At 42.4% G+C, this 21,223-nt stretch carries 21 protein-coding genes; 14 read left to right on the top strand and 7 right to left on the bottom strand.

All coding sequences use genetic code 11. The annotated features are described in order from the left end of the window. The first annotated feature begins 106 nt into the window (after positions 1–106). From AC27HD_RS11945 to AC27HD_RS11930, 4 genes are all read left to right on the top strand, one after another. Positions 107–1,987: a GGDEF domain-containing protein gene (locus AC27HD_RS11945; protein ID WP_487106095.1), complete on the top strand. Its 1,881-nt coding sequence runs from the start codon at positions 107–109 to the stop codon at positions 1,985–1,987. A 325-nt stretch (positions 1,988–2,312) separates the two neighbouring features. Then, complete coding sequence (locus AC27HD_RS11940) at positions 2,313–3,215, top strand: glycosyltransferase family 2 protein (RefSeq protein WP_487106093.1); 903 nt, start codon at positions 2,313–2,315, stop codon at positions 3,213–3,215. Positions 3,216–3,247: 32 nt separating this feature from the next. Then, a complete protein-coding gene (gene gntA, locus AC27HD_RS11935; RefSeq protein ID WP_487106091.1) occupies positions 3,248–3,913 on the top strand; it encodes a guanitoxin biosynthesis heme-dependent pre-guanitoxin N-hydroxylase GntA in 666 nt (221 codons plus the stop codon). A 51-nt stretch (positions 3,914–3,964) separates the two neighbouring features. Next, the gene (locus AC27HD_RS11930) at positions 3,965–4,552 is read left to right on the top strand and encodes a DUF1989 domain-containing protein (protein WP_032096988.1); all 588 of its coding nucleotides are present in this window, start codon (positions 3,965–3,967) and stop codon (positions 4,550–4,552) included. A 257-nt stretch (positions 4,553–4,809) separates the two neighbouring features. Here the strand turns inward: AC27HD_RS11930 and AC27HD_RS11925 are convergent, their stop codons facing one another. Further along, positions 4,810–6,096 carry a DUF445 domain-containing protein gene (locus tag AC27HD_RS11925; RefSeq protein WP_487106089.1) on the bottom strand — a complete coding sequence of 429 codons (1,287 nt, stop codon included), beginning with the start codon at positions 6,094–6,096 and terminating at the stop codon, positions 4,810–4,812. A gap of 623 nt (positions 6,097–6,719) precedes the next feature. Between AC27HD_RS11925 and AC27HD_RS11920 the strand changes: the two genes are divergently transcribed. Together AC27HD_RS11920 and AC27HD_RS11915 are read left to right on the top strand one after the other, a co-directional pair. Continuing rightward, positions 6,720–7,391: a DUF4097 family beta strand repeat-containing protein gene (locus AC27HD_RS11920; RefSeq protein WP_487106087.1), complete on the top strand. Its 672-nt coding sequence runs from the start codon at positions 6,720–6,722 to the stop codon at positions 7,389–7,391. Between the two features lie 42 nt (positions 7,392–7,433). Then, the gene (locus AC27HD_RS11915) at positions 7,434–7,985 is read left to right on the top strand and encodes a sugar O-acetyltransferase (protein ID WP_487106085.1); all 552 of its coding nucleotides are present in this window, start codon (positions 7,434–7,436) and stop codon (positions 7,983–7,985) included. 83 nt (positions 7,986–8,068) lie between these two features. Here the strand turns inward: AC27HD_RS11915 and AC27HD_RS11910 are convergent, their stop codons facing one another. Beyond that, positions 8,069–9,358 (bottom strand): GGDEF domain-containing protein, encoded by a 1,290-nt coding sequence (locus AC27HD_RS11910; RefSeq protein ID WP_487106083.1) that lies wholly within the window; start codon positions 9,356–9,358, stop codon positions 8,069–8,071. A gap of 366 nt (positions 9,359–9,724) precedes the next feature. Here AC27HD_RS11910 and AC27HD_RS11905 point away from each other — a divergent pair, with 366 nt between their 5' ends. After that, a complete protein-coding gene (locus tag AC27HD_RS11905) occupies positions 9,725–9,988 on the top strand; it encodes a DUF7218 family protein (RefSeq protein WP_487106082.1) in 264 nt (87 codons plus the stop codon). 125 nt (positions 9,989–10,113) lie between these two features. Here AC27HD_RS11905 and AC27HD_RS11900 read toward each other — a convergent pair whose 3' ends face one another. The 3 genes from AC27HD_RS11900 to AC27HD_RS11890 all read right to left on the bottom strand — a co-directional run bounded on the left by AC27HD_RS11900 (position 10,114) and on the right by AC27HD_RS11890 (position 11,974). Next, positions 10,114–10,989: a sterol desaturase family protein gene (locus AC27HD_RS11900; protein WP_487106080.1), complete on the bottom strand. Its 876-nt coding sequence runs from the start codon at positions 10,987–10,989 to the stop codon at positions 10,114–10,116. 466 nt (positions 10,990–11,455) lie between these two features. Beyond that, a complete protein-coding gene (locus AC27HD_RS11895) occupies positions 11,456–11,743 on the bottom strand; it encodes a type II toxin-antitoxin system RelE/ParE family toxin (RefSeq protein WP_032096980.1) in 288 nt (95 codons plus the stop codon). Beyond that, the gene (locus AC27HD_RS11890; protein ID WP_032096979.1) at positions 11,744–11,974 is read right to left on the bottom strand and encodes a ribbon-helix-helix domain-containing protein; all 231 of its coding nucleotides are present in this window, start codon (positions 11,972–11,974) and stop codon (positions 11,744–11,746) included. Between the two features lie 645 nt (positions 11,975–12,619). Between AC27HD_RS11890 and AC27HD_RS11885 the strand changes: the two genes are divergently transcribed. Continuing rightward, positions 12,620–13,168, top strand: a complete 549-nt coding sequence (locus tag AC27HD_RS11885; protein WP_487106077.1) for a hypothetical protein — start codon at positions 12,620–12,622, stop codon at positions 13,166–13,168. Between the two features lie 214 nt (positions 13,169–13,382). On the opposite strand, the gene AC27HD_RS11880 is transcribed toward AC27HD_RS11885, so the two are convergent. Then, positions 13,383–14,360, bottom strand: a complete 978-nt coding sequence (locus tag AC27HD_RS11880) for a DNA topoisomerase IB (RefSeq protein WP_487106075.1) — start codon at positions 14,358–14,360, stop codon at positions 13,383–13,385. Between the two features lie 683 nt (positions 14,361–15,043). Between AC27HD_RS11880 and AC27HD_RS11875 the strand changes: the two genes are divergently transcribed. From AC27HD_RS11875 to AC27HD_RS11865, 3 genes are all read left to right on the top strand, one after another. After that, positions 15,044–15,463 (top strand): MAPEG family protein, encoded by a 420-nt coding sequence (locus AC27HD_RS11875; RefSeq protein WP_032096976.1) that lies wholly within the window; start codon positions 15,044–15,046, stop codon positions 15,461–15,463. A gap of 56 nt (positions 15,464–15,519) precedes the next feature. Beyond that, entirely contained in the window at positions 15,520–16,371 is an 852-nt protein-coding gene (locus AC27HD_RS11870; protein ID WP_487106073.1) for a formyl transferase, read from the top strand. Positions 16,372–16,499: 128 nt separating this feature from the next. Then, complete coding sequence (locus tag AC27HD_RS11865) at positions 16,500–17,519, top strand: hypothetical protein (protein ID WP_487106071.1); 1,020 nt, start codon at positions 16,500–16,502, stop codon at positions 17,517–17,519. A 283-nt stretch (positions 17,520–17,802) separates the two neighbouring features. Here AC27HD_RS11865 and dkgB read toward each other — a convergent pair whose 3' ends face one another. Continuing rightward, on the bottom strand, positions 17,803–18,606 hold the full coding sequence (dkgB, locus tag AC27HD_RS11860) for a 2,5-didehydrogluconate reductase DkgB (RefSeq protein WP_487106069.1): 804 nt from the start codon (positions 18,604–18,606) through the stop codon (positions 17,803–17,805). Between the two features lie 278 nt (positions 18,607–18,884). Between dkgB and AC27HD_RS11855 the strand changes: the two genes are divergently transcribed. From AC27HD_RS11855 to AC27HD_RS11845, 3 genes are all read left to right on the top strand, one after another. Continuing rightward, a complete protein-coding gene (locus tag AC27HD_RS11855) occupies positions 18,885–19,589 on the top strand; it encodes a spondin domain-containing protein (protein WP_487106067.1) in 705 nt (234 codons plus the stop codon). Positions 19,590–19,599: 10 nt separating this feature from the next. After that, complete coding sequence (locus tag AC27HD_RS11850) at positions 19,600–20,328, top strand: spondin domain-containing protein (protein WP_487106065.1); 729 nt, start codon at positions 19,600–19,602, stop codon at positions 20,326–20,328. Positions 20,329–20,485: 157 nt separating this feature from the next. Then, entirely contained in the window at positions 20,486–21,214 is a 729-nt protein-coding gene (locus AC27HD_RS11845) for a winged helix-turn-helix domain-containing protein (RefSeq protein ID WP_487106063.1), read from the top strand. The last annotated feature ends 9 nt before the right edge of the window (positions 21,215–21,223 follow it).

Genomic DNA, 21,223 nt, shown 5'->3' with positions numbered 1-21,223 from the left:
TTGAAATAGCTCCGAATGCTGACGGCAGAATCCTTAAAGACAAGATTTAGTAATTGCAGGTACAATAGCCCTGTCTTAAGCACCAATAGTTCGTTGCAATTCAAATATGAAGAAGTATTTTTTTAGAAAGATTCAGCTGTTAGCAGTCATTAGCCTCTTTTGTATCTCAGACCAAACATATTCGGCCCAGCTGCCACTGCACGAAAAAGTAGAAACTTATACCAATCTTTTTATGGCATTGCTGAGAGGGGAAACAAAGGGGGAGCAATATTTACAAGAGGTTGAAAATTCTGGATTGCTCGCTGATAACACCTCGATTGCACGAGTATTTAAACCTATTTTACTAGCAAGTGAACAATATCAAATTAGTTTGGGAGTTGAAGATATCGATATTCCGTCTAATGGTGATTGGAAGTCGCTATTGGAGGTCAATGCGGTTGCTTATGCCATAACAAAATCCGCGTATCAGCAAATGTACGACGAAAATCCCATTCAATCCAATCGTCAATTAAAAGCTGAAATGTTAGTTCATGGAAACAAAGAAGCTGTCGCGCAAGTTTCTTACATTTTGGGTAAACTTTTAGCCTCTTATGGTGGGTACATCAGTGCTCAAGTAGAGTTCCTTTATTCATTACCAGAAATGCAAAGTATAAATGGTGAAAATTCGCTTAGTACATTTACCAAAGAAGACACTTTATCGCAGATAGCGTATTACTTTTACATGATGGGGACATTTCAAGAAGGAAGTCGATATGCGCTTCAATTAGCACCAACTTTTGAAGTCTACATGGAAGATGGTAACGGTGAATTCATCTTCATGCAGCTTCCCCTACTTTTGTCCATGGCCGGCGAACATGAAAATGCTTTCCATTTCATAAGTATGTACGAACAAATTACAAAACAAACTCAATTTCAGCATTTAAGGTACCAATACTTATTTACTGCTGCTGTCGCATTGATATTGAGAAATAAAACGGATGATTTGCTTAATGCAAAAAATCTTTTAAATGAAATGATTAACGATAGCTCTAGTACAAAAATCAAGAGTTTTTTAAGTTCGATTGCAACTATGTTTATTGCTGCAATAAATGGTGATAGACATGAAGTTGAAAATAGTGAAAGCCAACTTAAAAAAATCTCGAAATCTACTTACAAGCACTATTTAACTGCTGAAAGAGATACAGCAAGTGCAATCGCAATCGCCTATGAAATACTTGGTGATGAAACAATGGCGTCTTACGCTAAAAAAGAGAGTAAAAGTTTTGATAGTGATATTTTCAGATCAAGCATAGGCTCCTCTCTCACCTCAATTTCACAAGTAATGCAGAAAGAAATGGATAACCTGCTTCTATCAAACTTTAAACTACAAGTAGAACAACAGCGTCTTGAATTGATTACAAAAAAACGTAACTATCTCATTTCAGGGCTCATAATACTTTTTATGTTTTTCGTGATTTTGTGGATGTGGAGTAGACAAAAACTCAGTAAACGGCTCGCCGACATCGATCCGTTGACTGGCGCATTAAATCGGAGAGCCATGTTCAGGTGGCTAGACTCTTATGGGAATACAGGTTCATCCCATTGCGTTTGTCTCATCGATTTAGATAATTTTAAACACATTAACGATAACTACGGCCACTCTACCGGCGACGAAGTACTGGAGACGTTCAGTAGACTGCTCCTTACACGAATACGAAAAACTGACAGAATGTGTAGATATGGTGGAGAAGAGTTCCTGTTAGTTCTTCATGATATGAATTTAAAAAACGCTAACTCTTTGATATCTGATATCAGAGCTCAGCTCGAAAGCATCACAAGTTGGCAATCTACCCGCTCAAAATTTTCGGCTAGTTTCTCCGCTGGCCTTGTAGAGCTATCTAAACCTGCTGAATACACAAGCATAATTGAAAAATGCGATGAATTACTATACGAATCTAAAGATAATGGCAGAGCAAAAACCACAACTGCATCATGGACTCTCGCATAGCGATGTAGCAGTAAACTTCAGTATAAACCACTCTCAATTAGGCAAGCGTTGACTAGAATCATTATGTTTGTTCACAACTAAGTGACGCTTTCTTTTTTACCCTGTGAAATTGATTCACGGTGAGTGAATTCTTTGCACTTATGGATCCTGACAGTCAAAATCTTTCGAAACAAACTCTCATTTTTTCAAAATCTTAGACTAAGGTCTAATTATTGCTAATTTCCTGCAAGTAATTATTACGGATAAACCAGGTCGAGCGCTGATTGATAACGACGATAGAAGTTAAGTTATCAATCTCTCACCAAAAGGAACTTAGGAGATTTACATGCATTCACCCGTAAGCGTTGTCACCATAGTAAAAAATCGGACTGAAAAGCTCTGCAGACTCATAGAACAACTCGAGTCGTGCACCCCATTACCTGATGAACTTGTTATCGTTTGGATGTGCCCTCCTTCAACCCTTTCACTGGCGCAAAGTGAGAAGTTTTCTATCGTCCACAAATTTGTGACTAACGAAACACTGCCCATTGCTAAAGCGCGCAACCGAGGCTTGCAGGAAGCGAAAAGTAACCTACTGGCTTACGTTGACGTTGATGCCATTGTAGATACTCACTTTATCGACACGTTTACCAATGCATGGCGGCCTGGCTCAGTGCTATTTACCAAAGTGTCATTTGTTCCAGAATCACAATGGATATTTCCCCACGACACGTTATGCCATATCAAAAGCCAAGAACTGCCAGAAGAAGACAATAATGAAATTCCGTCAAGACAAAAAGAAAATGATGGGTGCGCGTTAACTGACGATAGCACTCGCTCAACAGTATTTTTCATCAGCAATATAGATTTTAAAAGAACCGGTGGATTCGATGAAGGTTACGAGGGCTTCGGATTGAACGATGAAGACTTTTTTACGAACTGCCGCTCGCTGGGCTTTGCATTAAATCAAGTAGACTTACACACTTTCGCCCCAGAGCGACCAAATTATCGCTGCCCTATTAATCACCTTCTTGATTTTGTCAGAAACGCCGAGCGCTATCACGCTAAGTGGGGAATGAATCCATGTAGCGATGTGCTTCGTGCTTTCGCAGATGCCGGATATATCAATAAAGATTTTGAAACCGCAGGGATAAGCGTTCTTCAACTGCCTAAAGGAGAGAAGACTCTCGGCGAAACACAAGTATTGGCGGATGGGCAAGATGCCTCGCTGATTAAGCAAACTGCGTAGGATGTAAGAAGACTAATCAACAAGGAGTGACTATGTCTATTTTAAAACCAAATTTGGAGCAAAAAATTTCTGCCTTTATAAACCAACGTGAATACCCTTGCGTAGGCGCTAAAACTGCGTTAAACAAGGGTAAGATCACAATGAAGCAGTACGATGATTTACGATGCGACATAAATGACACCGATATACTAACGGATATTTACAACTTTATTCATCGCTTTGAGCTAGAAAAAGACATGTACTCATCGTTGGTATTCACCTTTGAGCAACCGGAAGTATTGAGTGAGGTTGCCTTCGACAAATTACTGTGGCAAAAGCTTCAGCAACTTCATGATATCGACACCTGTATGCACAACTGGGATAAGCATGTAGATGACAATCCGCATAGTCCTAATTTTAGCTTTAGTTTAGGCGGTAAAGCGTTCTTTATCATAGGGCTTCATCCAGGGGCTAAACGAAAAAGCAGACGCTTTGAACGTCCGACACTCGTTTTCAACCTTCACGAGCAATTTGATCTACTGCGCGAGCAAGGCAAGTTTGAAGATTTAAGGGACCATATTCGTCAGCAAGACGAAGCCTTCTGTGGTTCGAAAAATACCTTATTGAAAAATCATGGTGAAAAATCGGAAGCCTATCAATACAGTGGCAAGCAGCAGCCCGAGCGCTGGCAATGCCCTTTCCATGCGAATCAAAATTAGTCTAATTTCACCGAATCTACATATTCAAATAAAGACATTGAAGGAGCAGAAATGCGACAAACCATTCAACCAAGAAGCGGTACGGCCTTTACCATTAAAAAAGGTGAACGGCTTAAAGTCATCGACCCTGAAGGCGAGCAAGTAGCGGATTTATATGCTTTTAATGCTCACGATAAAAATGAGTTCATGTCGTCGGGCCGTTCCCTAGATTACAATGAAAGTACTCATTTTGAAGCGGGCTGTAAGCTTTATTCTAATGAGAGCCAGGTGATGTTTGAAATTATTGAGGACACGGTAAAGGAACACGACTTTCTTTTAACGCCTTGCAGTGTAGACACGTTCAAACACTTCTATCCCAATGAAACACCAGTTCCTGGATGTCATGGCAACTTAGTGGCAGCATTTGCTGAATTCGACATTCCCGCGCATCACATCGGTACTACTTTTAACACCTTTATGAACGTGGATGTAAGCAAAGAGGGTAAAATAGCGGTGCTACCGCCTACCAGTAAAGCCGGTGACTACACTGTATTTGAAGCGAAGATGGACATGATAGTTGGCCTAACGGCGTGCTCAGCAGGCGAATCGAATAACTTTCGCTATAAACCAATCCAGTTTGAAATTATGCCCGCATTGTAAGAATCACTTAGCAGAAAAATTTAACAGGGCGAATTTAATAAGGACACGTTAACAGCAATAATTTAAGACGAATACGCTTGCTCTTATAGAGAGCAAGTTCGTTTACACGCCCGTTCTCTCGCGGCAAACGCATTAACGTTTTCACTATTCATTCGTCTTTATGCTATGGGTCTCGGCGGGGCTAGTCAAACTCACGGGTTATACCAACTCACACCAACTCTCACCAACTCTCACCAACTCAGTATCATTGCAGATACTCACAAACCAATAAGCATCTCTATGCCAAACAGTATTGCGCCAATTCCCCCACCCACAATGGTGCCATTGATACGCACTTTTTGAAGGTCTCTCCCTATATTCAACTCTACTTGCGCTGCCATGTCTTCTTCATCCCAACTATTGATCGTGTCTCTAATATGCCGGGTAAGAAACTCTGCTACCTCAGGCGCCATGTATTTTGCAGCCTCACCGATATGCTGATTGAATGAATGGGATAATTGGCTATCATTTCGCAAAGAAGCCCCTAAATCCTGTAATAACCCTGCAACCTTTTGCTCTGCTTTACCCTCGTTTTCTTCAAGTGATTTTAACAGCCACAGGTTAAACCGTTGCCACGAGTTGTGAAGGTAATTCTTTAGCGCAGGGTCGTTGATAACCTTTTCCCTAAATCCGTTTACCTTTTGCTCCATATCAGGGCTGTGCTGCAGGTCGTGTAAGAACTCATTGACCTGCTCGTCAAATGCATGCCTGATTGGATGATCTTCATCTTGATAGATATCTTCTAAAATAGAGGATACAGCCTTTACCGCGATTAACGCGCCCTGTTCGCTTATCCAACTAGAAGGTAAAATTTTCTCAAGTCTGCTGTATTCAGTCTTAAGCCATATCACCAGCGTATCAGCAATGTATTCTTGCGTGTCTGGTTGACTGAGTAACCCCGCTAACTTACCGAGAAGCCTATCGAGCATGACTTGGTGTTGGCGCTCTTTCGTTACTGCTCCTAATGAGGTAGCGATTAACTGGTTTAAATCGAGATTTTTCAGCCCTTTCTCCACTGTTTTAGCAATAAAGGCTTTAACCGGTTTATCGTCTAATACTCTTAACATTCCGCTTAGCGCATCACATAAAAAACGGCTTAGCTTTTGCGCATTCTGTGGAGTCTCTAACCACCGGCCAGCACCTTGCGCAGGGTTACTATCGCTTATCAGCTTTTCAATTGCATGAGGATTAAAAAACTTTTCTTTTACGAATTCAGAGAGGTTATTCGCAATAGCGTTTTTATTGTTCGCCACAATATTGGTGTGTGGAATTGGGTAAGATGAAGGAATAGGTTTGAACAACGCAGTGACGGCAAACCAATCGGCTAGCCCGCCGACTAAGGCTGCTTCACTTGCCATTTTGATAAGCCCTAGCCACCAAGTTTGAGCAATATCAGGCTGATATTTTTGAGTGAGAATAGTGATCACAAAAACACCCGCCGCAAACAGTAAACATGCCAATGCCTGACGCTTAGCTCTGTGTAGCTGATACTGCTTATCTTGCATGCAATTTCCTTTTAAATAAAAAACGTTGACCGCTTAGGAGACCAGTTGATTGAAATAGCCTCAACGCTCACCATCCTTTCCTCTGCTTCAACTTTCTACCTACAAGCTATGCAAACTACAGACCTTTTATCAGCAAACGTACGCTTAAAACATATTTACTTGCTAGGCAGCTACACTTTGTCGCTTTTTAAACGGTGCACAGTGCAGCTCGGCCGCTTACTTTATGCATACCTTATCTGAACGTTCTGTTTAGCTTCGTGCTTAAACCTTGAATAAGCGCACATCTTCTGCTGCACACATCACCATCACAAATAGCGAAAAAAATCATAATTTAGCTTTTTCAGTGACTTAATAATCAAACCTACGAAAACATTGTACTACACAGCAGCCCGATATTTCATAAGCCCATGTTTATTAACGCTTTTACGACTTGGCACATTACATGATAACAACATACTACGTAGCAACAGCTAGCTAGTCTGCATACTGGCTAAATACCTGCTACGCAACATTTAAGTAATAGTGAGAGAATAAAGACGTAATACTTACATAATCTTGTACCGCGTTACGCCACAAATTTTCTCGCTTTCAATATAAAATTATAGATTCTTAAAGGAACGAAAATGAAAAAGTCTTTTATCGCCGGTGCCATGATTGTAGTTAGTACAACCTTGTTAAGCGGCTGTGTTATTCATGTGGGTAACGCTAGTGCTATGGATGGAAACGACGTGAGTACTATGCTTGGCAACGTTGATATAAAGAGCGGTAAGCATGCCGGTGATATTTCATCAATCAATGGTAACGTGGATATTGATGATCACGGCAGTGCTGAGGACATCAGCATAGTAAACGGTAATTTAGACATGGAAAGTCACGTAACAGCGAGAAGAGTTGACGTGGTAAACGGTGATATTTTCGCCGCATCTCATGTCACTGTCACGCAAGATGTAGAAACGGTGAACGGCGACATATCGTTTGATTCTCATGGTGAAATAGGCGGAAATATACAAACGGTAAATGGCGACATTCATATTACCGACGTAACAATCGAAAAAGACCTAGCTACTGTTAACGGCGACATTGATATTGAAGGCGACAGCGTTATTTTCGGCAACATCGTTTATAAAAGCAGCGACAGCAAGTGGATAGACGAGGATGACCACATGCCCACACTTACCATAGGGTCTAACGTGACATTGCACGGGTCTGTAATATTAGAGCGACCGGTTGATCTTAAGATTGAAAATCAAGACATCAAAGGAAAGGTTATTGTAAGCTACGCCGACGCTAAATAATCGTTTACCGAACCTTTTATAATAGATAGGCGCTAAATTTACATGACCGAACAAGAAAAAATGCTCGCAGGCGATCTTTATTTTCCTTCAGATAAACACCTTACGGCACGTCGTAAAGACTGCCGTAAGCAGTTAGATATACTCAATAGCACATGTCAGACTGAACATAAAAAGCGCACACAGTTACTTAAAACTCTGTTCGCCGAAACGGGAAAGCGCCTTTACATCGAGTCTACGTTTAAATGTGACTATGGTGAAAACATTGTTGTGGGTGAGAATTTTTACGCCAATTTCAATTGCGTTATTTTAGACGCCGCCAAGGTCACCATTGGCGATAACTGCATGCTAGCACCACAAGTTGGTCTTTATACTGCAACACATCCAATAGACCCAGTGCAGCGTGCCACCGGCATTGAATTCGCAAAACCAATCACGCTTGGCGACAATTGCTGGGTAGGTGGAATGGCTGTAATAAACCCCGGTGTAACGCTTGGAAATAATGTGGTGGTTGCATCAGGTGCTGTGGTAACCAAATCCTTTGGTGATAACGTGATCATTGGCGGAAATCCTGCTCGTGTGATTAGGCCGTGTTAACCTTTGGTGCACGAATTTTTATCTGAATGGAAGGGGTTTAATCGCGAATCAGCTTTTTGGACCCAGCGGGCTCTATCAACTGACTAAGACAAGTCACTTAGCGTGGCCATACCAACGGCGTTCTTGCCTTTGTGTTTGGCGCTGTATAAGGCCTCATCTGCGCTTGATAGCATTTGATTGGGCAAGTCGTTCATCGTTAACTGATCGGGCGTAACGCTGACAATACCAAATGAACAAGAGGCATTGAAGGCATTATCGCCTTCACCAAACTGTGTATTAGCCACATGTGCACGAATGCGCTCAACAATAGCAGGAGCGTGATTTTCGTTTTGTGTCTCGGTAAATAAAATAACGAACTCATCACCTCCCAACCGCGCAATGCAATCAGACTGTCGAATATTTTCCTTAATAATACTGGTCATTCGTGTCAGTAGCGCATCACCACTAGCATGACCATATTGATCGTTAATAGTTTTAAAATTGTCCACATCGAACACGCACACTGATAACCATTTAAGCTCTCCCCTTAGCATTAAATTTACGGCTTCGGTGAGGCGTATTTCTAGGTAACTGCGAGAAAATGCCTGGGTCAAATGATCGTACATTAAACGATCGCTTAGTAATCGTCGTTCTTCATAAAGGTCATCGATGTGCAACACCAGCGCCCACGCAATGGTCGATGTCACTAAAAATGAACCAATCCATGTAAGCGGCGGTAAATCAGCAACTTGAACACCTGTTAGCATGTCGCACACACCAGTTACCATCCAAATTGTATTGGCAAGAAGCAATAGTAAAACGGTGCTGGTATTGCTATCTTTTTGCTCCTTTTCTTGTGTCTGTAGTTGCCTTCTGCGCTGTCGTAAAAACACCCTAAAAAGTATAAAAATGCAATACACCGCCAATACTAAAATCCACACTCCCCAAAGCTCAAACAGTGGCCCGAACGCGAGGCCTGTGTAATAAGAGGATGTCGCATAAAAGGCATTGTCGAGAAATAGCGAACCCGGTATTACCGTGGCTACTGAGAAAGCGGCGCAAATGCCATAACACCATTTTAAAGACGCTGGGGCTTCAAACTCAAAGAACGCCAGATAGAAATGCAGACTTAAGACCGTGGTAAACATAGCCGCAACCACCGTAATCCGGTTTGAAATACTAAGATAAGTAAGGTTATCACCGGAATTGAGCATGACCGCAAATGCACCAAAGAAAATACCGCTGACCAATGCCGCAATCGAGAAAATTAAGTAGTATTTGACCGACTCTTCATGGCGAGAAGTTAAGCGGTGGTAAAGCAGTACAAAGAAAAAGCTTAGTAACAAGCAAATGGTGGAGGTCACGAATAGGGGCAGTGATAATCCTTGAATCATATCGTTTTAAACTACCTCTGCGGCTGCTATGGCCCTCTATTCTTAAGGGCGTTAATATTTATCATACCCGAAAGTATATTCAAATATAATCGTGTTGCGTGCCTTGTCTGTCCACAGGGTAGACGCCAAAGCGAACGGCATCAAATAATTTGGGTAAGCTTTAGTATAAAGCAAGATAGCTAAATTGCTCAGCAGATCATATCGTCCTTTAGCATGAGGTCTCGGCCTCGCGGCGTGTTAAGTCTTTACATTGCGGTGCAGCGTTATTGCTAGTTAGCGATCTAAACCTAAACCGACTTTGCAAATACCAAGTATGAAATACTACAAACATCATAGCTTCATTCACCTTTTAAAAAGGAGTTTAAAATGGCTAAAAACCACGGTAACCAAATAAAAAACGACGATACTTATGAAGCCCTTCGCGACGAAGGCTATAGCAAAGAAAAGTCGGCGCGTATCGCAAATGCCCAAGCAAATAGTGAACAAACGCCGTCTAAAGATGGTGGCAAAGCCAACAGGTACGAAGATCGCACTAAAGATGCGCTCTATCAAAAAGCCAAAGAAGTTGGCATTGACGGGCGCTCTAACATGAGTAAAGGCGAGTTAATTGATGCTCTGCGTAATCATTAATGGCGGATACACCGCCATTTGCAGAGCTAAGTTTTCCTAGATTTACACACGACTATTCATTTTATGGTTTAGCGTGTCTGTTATTGAATGCGGTTTAATGACCTACACCAGTTATAAAAAGTCTCCTATTGCTTGAATGGCAGGGTGAATATGTTTTTATAACTAGGCTGAACATTGCCAATTTCGGTGTCTTTGGTATCCGCATCGTGAAACGTGCCAAACAACCGGGCCCAAATTATACACACGCAACCATAGTTAGTATTACTTTCGTTGATAACTTGAGAGTGATGATGAATATGGAAGCTGTTAATCGTAAAAAACCAGCCAACTATGACTGAATTCAGTCTTAAATTACTGTGTGCAAGTAAAGCTGTTACTGCCGTGAGAGAAACAAAAGCTGCACCCACCGACTCTCCACCTAAGAGAAATCCAACAATCGCTCTTGGCAGTATAAGAAAAAAAGCTTCTATCGGGTGATTTGCTAGTGAATTCATACTACTCAGTTTTTTAAACGCGTGATGCGCACCGTGGCCTGAAAGTCGCCAAAGCCATCCCCATCGGTGAGACGCCCTATGATACCAATAGTTAACAAATTCAAATGCAGAAAAGATAAGCAGTACCTGCATGACTACAGGCCAGTGTGAAGGCCAAATGTCTACTTGCCATGTTTCGCTGATACTTGTCATCCATTGAAAGAGTGAAGCTTCGTATAAAGCTTCAACAGCGGCATAAGCAGCTCCCGCAACAAATACAAAACCAAACAGCGCGACGTTTTCTCTGAAACTTTTTCGCCAATCCTTTCTGGCGGGAATAATGTTCTCAAATAGTGTAAGCAGACAGAATGCAACGACGATAAATAGGCTATGAGCATCTATAGACGCTTTCGTGTCGGCTAAATACAGTGAAATGGCAATTAAGGTAGGTTGTAACATCCAATACACGGCGAAGCGCAATGTATTTTCTATAAGCGAAGTAATGTCTACGTTTGATTGCTTACTCATACCACTTCCCTGTCTAGCGGCTAATAATTTTACTATCCGAAGAGCATATTTATAGGCTCCTCACATTTATAAATGTGTAGCCTTAAATAAATTAGTTATTTATGTCTTTTTGTAACAAATACTTTCAGCGGGCCCAGTAGAGCATGAACCTTGCTCATACAAAAAAAGAAATAAGGTCATCTTTATTCATAGTTAAAGCTACGTATATTGTATAGGTTGCTCTAATAGCACTTATCATACTCGGTTTGATCTTAACAATAGAGGCGCATACTCATGAACAATAACGTGGACAAAAATTTCTCTTTCATTAAAAAGGCGTCAAGATCACATCTGGCAGTCTTTAGTGTACGTGTTGCGAACCTTGATGCTACGACAAGCCTGACGCTGTTTTGAGAAAGAGTTCTGAATTCAAATTTTTATCGCGAATGCGAACTTCAGCGTCATAGCCGATATTCGGAGTGTTTATTCATAGCCAGTTATCGGTGTCTTGCCCACCCAATATTGCGGTAATTTCAATATCACTATCAATAAAGCGAAAATAGATAGTGTCTGAACGATATACGCAACGCCGATAACCCAAACGAATATGCTCAGCAGATTGATATGCTAGCGGATTACTCGCTATTTTTTGGAACGTCTCAAAGAAGCCCAAAAAGTATTCGTCGGCCTGCGCTTCGCCAAACTCTTCTACTCCATAAACATATATACGTCGGAGATCTTCTTTTGCGTTTCTCGATAGTCTATATGCCGCCATTTAGCGTTTTAGGTCAGCTTTGAATTCAGCTAAAATTTCTTCTGGCGATTGATCAACGTGGCCGCTCTGTTCAGCTTTCGCAAGCTTCTCATTAATAAACTCAGCTCGCCTTGCTCTTCTGATAATGTCATTTACTAACTCGCTTTTATTTGCGTATTCTCCCGCGGCACCGACATGACTTTTTAACCAATCATCATTTTTTTCAGAAAGTGTAATACTTTGACGTGGCATTTTAACTTCTCCAACATATAAGCTGGTGCAATATTACACCAGAAGATATTCTGTGTCATATCCATGTGGGGAATATCGATATGTTAACGAGACTTTATTTAAAAAGTCATAAGTCGGCGAGGCTAGAACGAATTCAAAGTTAAGCCCAAAAGCTGCCGTTCGGGACTGAGATTTTCGTGAAGTCTCAAATACTAATTTGTGAAAAGAAGTAGTTGTTTTAAAGAAAACATCTAACCGGTAACTGTGTACGTATTGCCGACCTGTAGATTTTCAATGTGGCTAGCAGCAACTTGTCTTTTGCGGCCCCTTCAACAAAAGAGTGTTATCAGCGTAACCGCTCAACAATAACAACGCTGCAACGAAAAAAAAGTACACGACGCATAGTAAAGTACTGTTATTGTGAAAAGATACTCAAGCGTGTATAGGAAATATCAAACTTCGCTATTGAGTCTGATCAGGTTTTGATTATGTTGTGCGAAAGGTAGTATTTAATGCGACAAATTGGCATATAACGTTAATATCTAAGTAAACATACTAAATTCAAAGCAAGAGTTAATTGTAATTAATTGATTTTATTATCTTTTGTTTATGGCGCGGTGATTGCACCCCATACCTAATATTCTGACCGATTGAGGGTAAAATGAAATGAAAGAGAAGCAATTCAATAAAATAACAAATGGCCTGTTACTAGCAGTAATACTTTTCGAAGTATGTCACTTAACGTGGGAATACTTTAACGGCGGAGTAGTTACCCATCACCTTTTCATGCGCGCTGATCTTCCCGGATTGTCGAATTGGTGGGGACTGCTGATTTTGCCCCTTCTTGTGTGGCTATCCGCTGCAGTAATCCGAAAAAGAATATCAACTAAGTCAGATGCAAAAACACTTTCTCCGTCAATAATACTGGGTTTCTTTGGCATGCTGCTGGTAAGCACAGTTCAATCAATTGCTTTCATAAATGGCTTTCCAAGCGTAACAATGTATTTAGCTCTGGGCGTTTTAATTTCAGCTCTATTTGTACCGCTTTACAGAATGGAATTTATTCTCGGGCATATTATCGGCTCAGCCTTTGTGTTTGGCCCTGCTATCCCATTTGTCGGTGTATTCATGTTCGCCCCTATCTCGTTGTTGTCACACAAGTGCATTAAACCTTTGTTGCTGCGCTTCAAAAACCGCAGAATGACTTTGGGTTAAAATGTTCTGAGAGTTGATAATGGTCTAATGTTGTTAGATAGGAAACCCTCGCGTTTAGAAAACATAATAAAACCTAAGTCAATAAAGTACCTTTGAACTTCCGGTTCTTGTCTCAAGCCACCAGTCATATGGCGTCTAAATCTATAAGTTAAAGTGTCAGGTGAAGTTAAAGCTGCTGTATCTTGGAGGTACGAGCTTAATTATAGCTGTAGGGCTAGCGCTCTAAAAATGCTAAAAAGCCTCGCTCTGCGCGGCTTAAATATTTCGTTTTTCTCGGTAAAGTTAAAGACTTTCTCCATGCCTGTTGGGTTGCCCCATCTTCTTTACACAGCGTAATTAACTCAGGGTGCACATAAGAATTACGCGCAATGGCTGGCGTGTTACCAAGTTGAGAAGACACCGTATCGAGCATGCTTTTAAGGGTAAGTTCGCCTTTTGCATTAGCCAGTTCTTCAAATGCAATCACACTGGCTCGCCACGTTCTAAAGTGCTTGGCACTAAACGATTCACCCATGACCTCTTGAATGTATTGGTTAACTTCACCTGATGTCACGTTGGTGCGCTCTGAGCCATCTATATATTGAAAAAGGTGCTGACCGGGCAAATCCTGCAGCTCTTTAATTACATGGCTAAGTACTCTGTCGGTGATATTGACTTCTCGCTCCTTTCCAGACTTAGCACGGTAGTTTAGCTGAATGGTTTTACCGGTTAGTTTTGCGTGACGGGTGCGAAGCGTAGTGGCACCGTAACTTTTGTTTTGCTTAACGTTGCGTTCGTTGCCAACTCTCAAGGCGCCTAAATCCATTAACCTGACCACCGCAGCCAACGTGCGCTGAACATTAAGCTCGTCACCCTGTAAGTCAGATTCTAATTGCGCTCTAAGAAGCGGTAACTTATTACCAAAAACACCGCAGGCTTCATACTTTTTTGCTTCCTGCTGAGCTCTAAATTCCGGATGATAACGGTACTGCTTGCGCCCTTTGCTATCAAACCCAGTCGCTAAAATATGGCCGTTTTCTTCAGGGCAGAACCACGCATTTTTATAGGCTGGCGGAAACGCTAAGCTATTTAGCCTATCAATAACATCTGCATCTTGTATGGATTTTCCGATCGGATCGAAATACTGCCATTGCTTTCCCTTTGGCTTTCGAGATATGCCGGGTAAATTGTCGTCAACATAAATTAATTGCATTTTTTCTTATGAATCCTAGTTATTCTAACCGCGACTTTTACTGAGCGTTTTATCAAGGTAAGTTTTCGTACACTGTTCTACTTGAACTACTTGTTTATCCCCGAGCACGCTGCTTGTCTATCGCTGCGCACGCTTAATTGCTTGTTGAATCGCTTTGTCAGAAAAGTTCTATTAAAGGCTTTACTTACAACCTGCTGACACCCTCATATACTTAATAGCCTACAAGATTTAAGCCATGTTCTGCTGCCGTTTATTTAGCGATTATCATATTCAGCTATTCACTATTGTTACTAACTATACAAATAGCTCTCAGCCAAGCCTAAATAGTTGCTCAGAGGGCTCCTTTCATAGTTGTCCATCTTCCCGTCCACATCGGCGTTTTTGCGAGTGAGAAACGTCCTACACCCTTGATGCGACGTGGATAATTCCGGCATTCCCGTGTAATTTTTATAAGTAATTTGGAATATATTACAGCAGCATTCGGTGGTTTTGCGCTGTAAGCGAGTAAAACGCTGCTAATAATAGAGGCGTGCTTTTTGCACAGTATTTTTTACAAAGTACTTTTTGCACAGAGCTTTTTACAAAGTGCTTTCAATAACCTGTTTTTTGCAGCGTTATTTTTAATCACCTTATAAGGGTTGCGACTACCGCAAAACACGGAAAACTCAGTAAAGGATTTATCCATGACAGACATCACATTTTCAGCTTACTTCGCCTTCTATTTGTATTTAGTACTTTTACTCGTGCAGTGGGGCGTTGCAACGGTGAGCAAAGCGAAACAACCCCATGCAGTTCCAGGCAAAATAGATGACGATTTATCACACGATAGTTTTGTCTTTAGAGCGCATCGCACGTTTCACAATACGCTTGAAAACAGTGCTTTATTTATAGGTACTGTGTTATTTGCTTTTGTTATTAATTATCAAAGCCCAGTTTTTGCGCTTTGTGTATGGGTTTATGTTATCGCGAGAGTCATTCACATGGCACTTTACTATGCCATTGCCACCGAAAAGAACCCAAGCCCACGAAGCTACTTCTTTTTAATTGGTATTATTGCTAACGTGGTTATGTTGGTGTTGCTAGGAATGAGATTAGCGGTGTAGTAACGGCATCCGCCCTAGTTAAAACACTTCATTGAAGCCGTTTTGAAAGGACGATTATGCGCATTACACTTCTTTGCAACTTAGATATTGCTAGTAATTTGGCCGCAAATCGTCTTATCACGGCCCTGCCCGAACATCATTTTAGTGTGCTAATGACAGCGCAGGTAGGTGGCAAAAGCCATCACCCTAAAGCGCTTGAGGCGTTGTCATTCTACGAAAACACACTATTCACTGAAATTCTTTTTCCTGCGCTAATCTCTGGGCAAAAAGCTTCTGGGAAAGAAACTTGTGGAAAAGAGGCTTGTGAAAAAGAAGGCTATGAAACACCGAGACTTCTCACATTCGACGCCATGCAACAGCGTGGTATCGACATCCATCTCGTGTCAGAGATTAACGAAGGTAACGGCCTTTCTGTATTAGAGCGGTGCAAACCCGATTTAATATTGTCGGTGCGCTTTGGCCGTATTTTAAAAAACCCCGCCCTTTGCTTGCCCAAACACGGAGTACTCAATCTGCACTCGGGATTATTGCCACAGTACCGCGGAATTATGGCAACATTTTGGGCTATGCTAAGGGACGAATCTCATATAGGGTGCACGTTACATCGCATACAAGATGGGGGTATTGATACGGGCGATATATTATCTACCCATCCTATCAAAACTGATTACAACCTGTCCTACTTTGACAACATGCTTGCCATTTACCCTGCAGGCTTAGATGCCATGATCGCCGCGACAAAACGTATAACAGACAGCGTGGCGCTAGTTTCGATACCGCAAGACAACTCACAAGCCAATTACTATGGCCTACCAGACCCAGCCTCTATCTCATTATTTGAGCAGAAAGGTCATCGTTGGGTTATTCACAGTAACTTAATCAGCTTGGCGCAACGATTCTTTCCCTAATAACGTGTAACATACGTTTTTTTCTGCAGTAGAAATCGCAATAAAGCGCGCGTTGATTCGCGCAATAGTGCGTCGGTTCACCTTCTACGCTGCGTGTTATAGGTGACAATTAATGACAAGGAACATGTGTGGATAGGACTTTACTCAATAGGCTCAGTACCCTTTTTAGCCTAGCTGTTATGATGGTATTGCTTGCGCTTTTAACAACTGCGGCAAGTGCGGCAAATGAGGAAAGTGCAGCAGCCGATACCACCACAAGTGCTGATTCAGTGAAGTTTTCACAAAAGCTAGATATTCAGCTGCGTTATGACAATCGCTCGAATAGACCTAGTCGAGAGCAGTATCGCTTTCGCTATTACCCTTCCGTTTCGCTATCAAAAGCGTGGTCGCTGCATAGCTTTGTTGTAACAGGTGACGGATTTTCTTCAAGCCACAATACTATTGGCAGTAGCAACACCGATTACCTCTACGCTAGGCGACTTTATGCCCGTCATGAAAGTGAGTACGGAAAGACAGAATTTGGAATAATACCTACGTACAAAGGCCGAGTTTCTTCTACAGGGCTATCGAAAGATGGGTGGATAACTGGCTTTCGACACGTTCGTTCTCTTCGCAATAATAGCGCCATAGAAGTTGTTGTAGGGCAACTTGCTAATGAACAAGCGAACCATGCGTTAGACATTGGCAAAGGAAACAGCGATGACAACTACTTTGAAGTTGAATACTCAGCACGAATGGGTCAGCGGCACAGCTATGAAGCCAGCATAGAGAGAATGCTACGTGGTGATTTCCTGCGTGCTGAATATCGCTTTAACTATTCCAGTGACAACACGTTGTTTTTTGAAAACGTGCAGCGCATTGATGCATCAGCAAATAAATTTGTTGCCGGTATGAGTGGCGAATTCTCTGGAGAACGTGTGGCCCTGCCCTACCCCATTGAGTACTTCGCTTACTACTCTTATGTGGACGATGGTTTTGGCGACCGCGTAGAGCTTACTGAAGACTTTTTAGGCACCGGACACGGTGGCTCTGTGGAATTTAGCAGTGTGTTGTCTAGACAGCACGATACCGACTGGTTTGTGAGGGTGGACACTGTCGGAGGCGTTACTCGCTTACTGGCTGGAGTAAAACTGTCTCTCAACCGATGAGGGTAGGCCATCAAAATTTAGTCAATTGCTTTGGAATAATTAAAGGCTTGGCAGAATTAGAGGTTTGGAGAAATTAGTGAGCTTAATTGTTTTACTTACTGAATTTTCTCACTCTCTTTGAAAAGCGAAGGCGAGAGCAATTAGCTAAAGGTAATAGTGAGCGGAGAAAAGAGTAGCAAGAGGCAGAATCTGTTACATGCCCTGTCCAATCGCTACTCTTTATTTTGCATTGTCTTTTTGTAACTAACGCTTTGTTAGTCTAACTATTCAGTACTTTACTTTTTTAATCCCATTTGGGAGCAAAGTCAGGATCGACAATCCGCTCGCCATTATCCAGTTCATCAATTGCCTCTAACTCTTCATCAGATAGCTGCACGCCACCATAGGCTAGGTTTTCTGCCAGATGTGTTTTGCTGGTTGATGAAGGTATTGCATATATATGGCGTTTCTCCATCCATGATAAAACCACCTGAGCGGCAGAAGCATCATATTTCTTAGCAATCGCTGCGAGCGTATCATCGTGCATCACCTTACCCACCGCAAATGGCATGTAGGCAGTTACCTTAATGTCCTTTTCTCTGCACGCTTGTGCTACTGCGCGGTTTTGCATAAAAGGATGCACTTCTATTTGGTTGGTGTAGATTTCACCTTTACCTAAGATTTTCTCTGCTTGGTCGAGCTGATCTATCGTAAAGTTAGATACGCCAATATGTCGAGCCAACCCGAGTTCTTTCGCTTGTTTTAAACGATTTAAGTAACTCTCAAGGGTTATATCATTGCCTGGATACGGCCAATGTATAAGAAGTAAATCTACATATTCGAGTTTTAACTTTTCTAAGCTTTCATGGACACTTGCCATGAATTGATCTTCACCTAATGATTCATACCAAACTTTGGTAGTAACGAAAAAGTCGGCGCGTTTTAACCCACTGGTTTGAATAGCATCGCCTACCTCAGATTCATTACCGTAAAACTGTGCAGTATCGATATGGCGAAACCCTACTTCGAGTGCATCGCTAACTGCTTGCCTTGCCTGCTCGGCTTCTAAACGAAATGTTCCCATTCCCAACTGTGGCATGTCTTTCATCTTTCCTCCTTGTCATTTTGAAACAACTTGTACGCTAATTCCTACGGGTGTTCGCAGCAGTGGATCGCTATTTTTTGTTGATATTGGTTGGATGATGGAAATGTGTGCAGTGAAAACCACTGCAATAGTTGTTATATCAAGAGAAGAGATTTGTCTGATTTTCGGGATACTTTTGTGACATTTAACCCTCAGTATTGCTAAGACATGAGCGCCTACTTGCAAGAACTTGTTCATAAGAGCTTGTTCATAAGAGCTTTTTGATAACTGAGGAAATACCCATGAAACGATTAAGTAAACTTACTACCGCAGCGTTATTAGCTTTTACAGCCCAACACGGTGTTGCCGCCGATTTAACTGTAGAAATTCAAAACTTAACTCACGGCTTGTATTTCACCCCCATTGCAGCCGTTGCACACTCTGCAGACGCCAGCCTTTTTGAGGTGGGTGAAACGGCAAGTACCGAGTTACAAATGATGGCAGAAGGCGGCAGTTTAGAGGGTATTGCAACCATCGTCGACGCCATTGGTGCCGATGTTATCGCTAACCCAGCAGGCGGATTGTTAGCCCCAACTATGACAGCATCAGCAGATATTATGACAGCTGATAGCAACGTCGTGTTGTCTGTCGTTGCTATGGTGCTTCCATCTAACGACGGTTTTATTGGGTTAGACAACTGGCAAATTCCAACAGAAGCGGGCACTTACACCGTTTATCTCAATGCTTATGATGCAGGCACAGAGGCCAATGACGAATTGCGCGGTAGTGGCGCATTAGGAGAAGCAGGAATGCCTGTTCCACCGCCGTTAGAAGACATGTTGGGCACTGGCGGAACCGGCGTTGCCGGAGCAGACATTAACCAAACTGTTCATATACACAGAGGAAACATTGGCGATGATTCGTTAACTGAAGGCGCAAGCGACGTAAACAATGCCGTTCATCGCTGGTTAAACCCTGTAGCGAAAGTCACCGTAACGGTGCGATAAGGAGCAGGATATGACCAATTTATTTCAAGAAAAGACAAAACATGTTCGAAAAGCTATTGTATTGCTAATCCCTTTTTTACTTGCCGCTTGTGGTGATGACGAAACCAGAGAAGTGATTGTTGAAGTACCGGCAGAAATTCCACCGCCAGTGCCCGTAAGCTATGAAGTTACTGTAACCAATTTGACCAATGCACAGCCCTTGTCTCCACCCGCTGTTGTATTACATGGTGACGATACGCTATGGCAGGTTGGTGACGTCGCCTCTGTTGAGCTAGAGCGCATAGCCGAAGGTGGCGACGCTACAGACTTTCTTAACCAAGGTGTAGCAAGCGCAGGAGGCACGGGCCCTATACCGCCTGGCGATTCGCAAACGATAAGTGTGACAGTGGATGATGTGACAGATGCCAATCTCACTATTGCAACCATGTTGGTCAATACCAATGACGCCTTTACGGGAATTAGCAAATGGAACTTATCCAGCCTTGAGGTTGGCGAAACCTACATTACTTCTCGCCCTGCTTATGATTCTGGTACGGAATCGAATTCTGAAAGTGCGGCAACAATGCCTGGACCCGCTGCAAACGGAGAAGGGTTTAATGCCCAGCGCGATGACACTGGCTATATTTCGATGCATCCGGGGGTAGTGAGCGGTGATGACGGACTGTCGCAGTCTGCGCTGTCCTCACAGCACAAGTTCGACAATCCAGTTATCCGCATTCACATTACCCGAACTGAGTAATGTGAATGTGTTCCTAGGGGCAATTGGCACCAGCACTGGATAGAAATGCCACCAAATGCCCTGACACAAACCGACTCCCGAAATAAAAGCGTTAATCGGATGAAAGATTAACGCCTTTTCATCGTTCTACTTATTTTTACCGCGCGGAACGCCTCGGATGACTGACACAATATTAATCGTTGAAGACGATCTGGATATAGCAAACCTTATGAGAGTCAATTTGCAAGAGTTGGGGGTGAACATTGAGCACCAATCTGATGGCAAAGCAGCACTTAAAAGCGCATTGACTGGTGAATACGCCATTGTGATATTAGACGTTATGCTGCCATCGCTCAATGGCTTAGATATTTGCCGACAGGTGCGGGAAGCACTTCCGATGCAAATTATCATAATGCTTACCTCAAAAACGTCGGAAACCGACAGAGTGTTAGGGTTAGAGCTGGGCGCCGACGATTATATGACCAAACCCTTCAGTGTGCGGGAGCTACAGGCCAGGGTGCGCTCACAACTGCGGAAATTTCACGCCCTGTTAAACAATCAGAATACTCAAAACAGCCAGCAAAAACCTACCACTTCATTAACCATCGGAAGCCTTACCATTGACCAGCAGAGTCATGAAGTCTTTTTGCAGGGAAAAGAATTAGTACTTACCGTTACCGAATTTGAATTACTTCATCATTTAGCCAGTCATCCTGGACAGGTGTTCAGTCGAAGTCAGCTGCTTGAGTCGGTGTGGGGGTACCACCATAGCGGGTATGAGCATACCGTTAACTCTCACATCAACCGGCTGCGATTTAAATTGGAAAACGACGCCACCGCGCCCCAAATAGTGCAAACCGTGTGGGGCGTTGGCTATAAATTCAATCCACAAGGTGTGGGCTCATAAGGAACAAAC

This window comes from Alteromonas sp. 4NS20-0143, from assembly GCF_057542855.1.
Note: the sequence above shows the minus strand (reverse complement) of the source record. Positions and strands in the feature narration are given on the sequence as shown.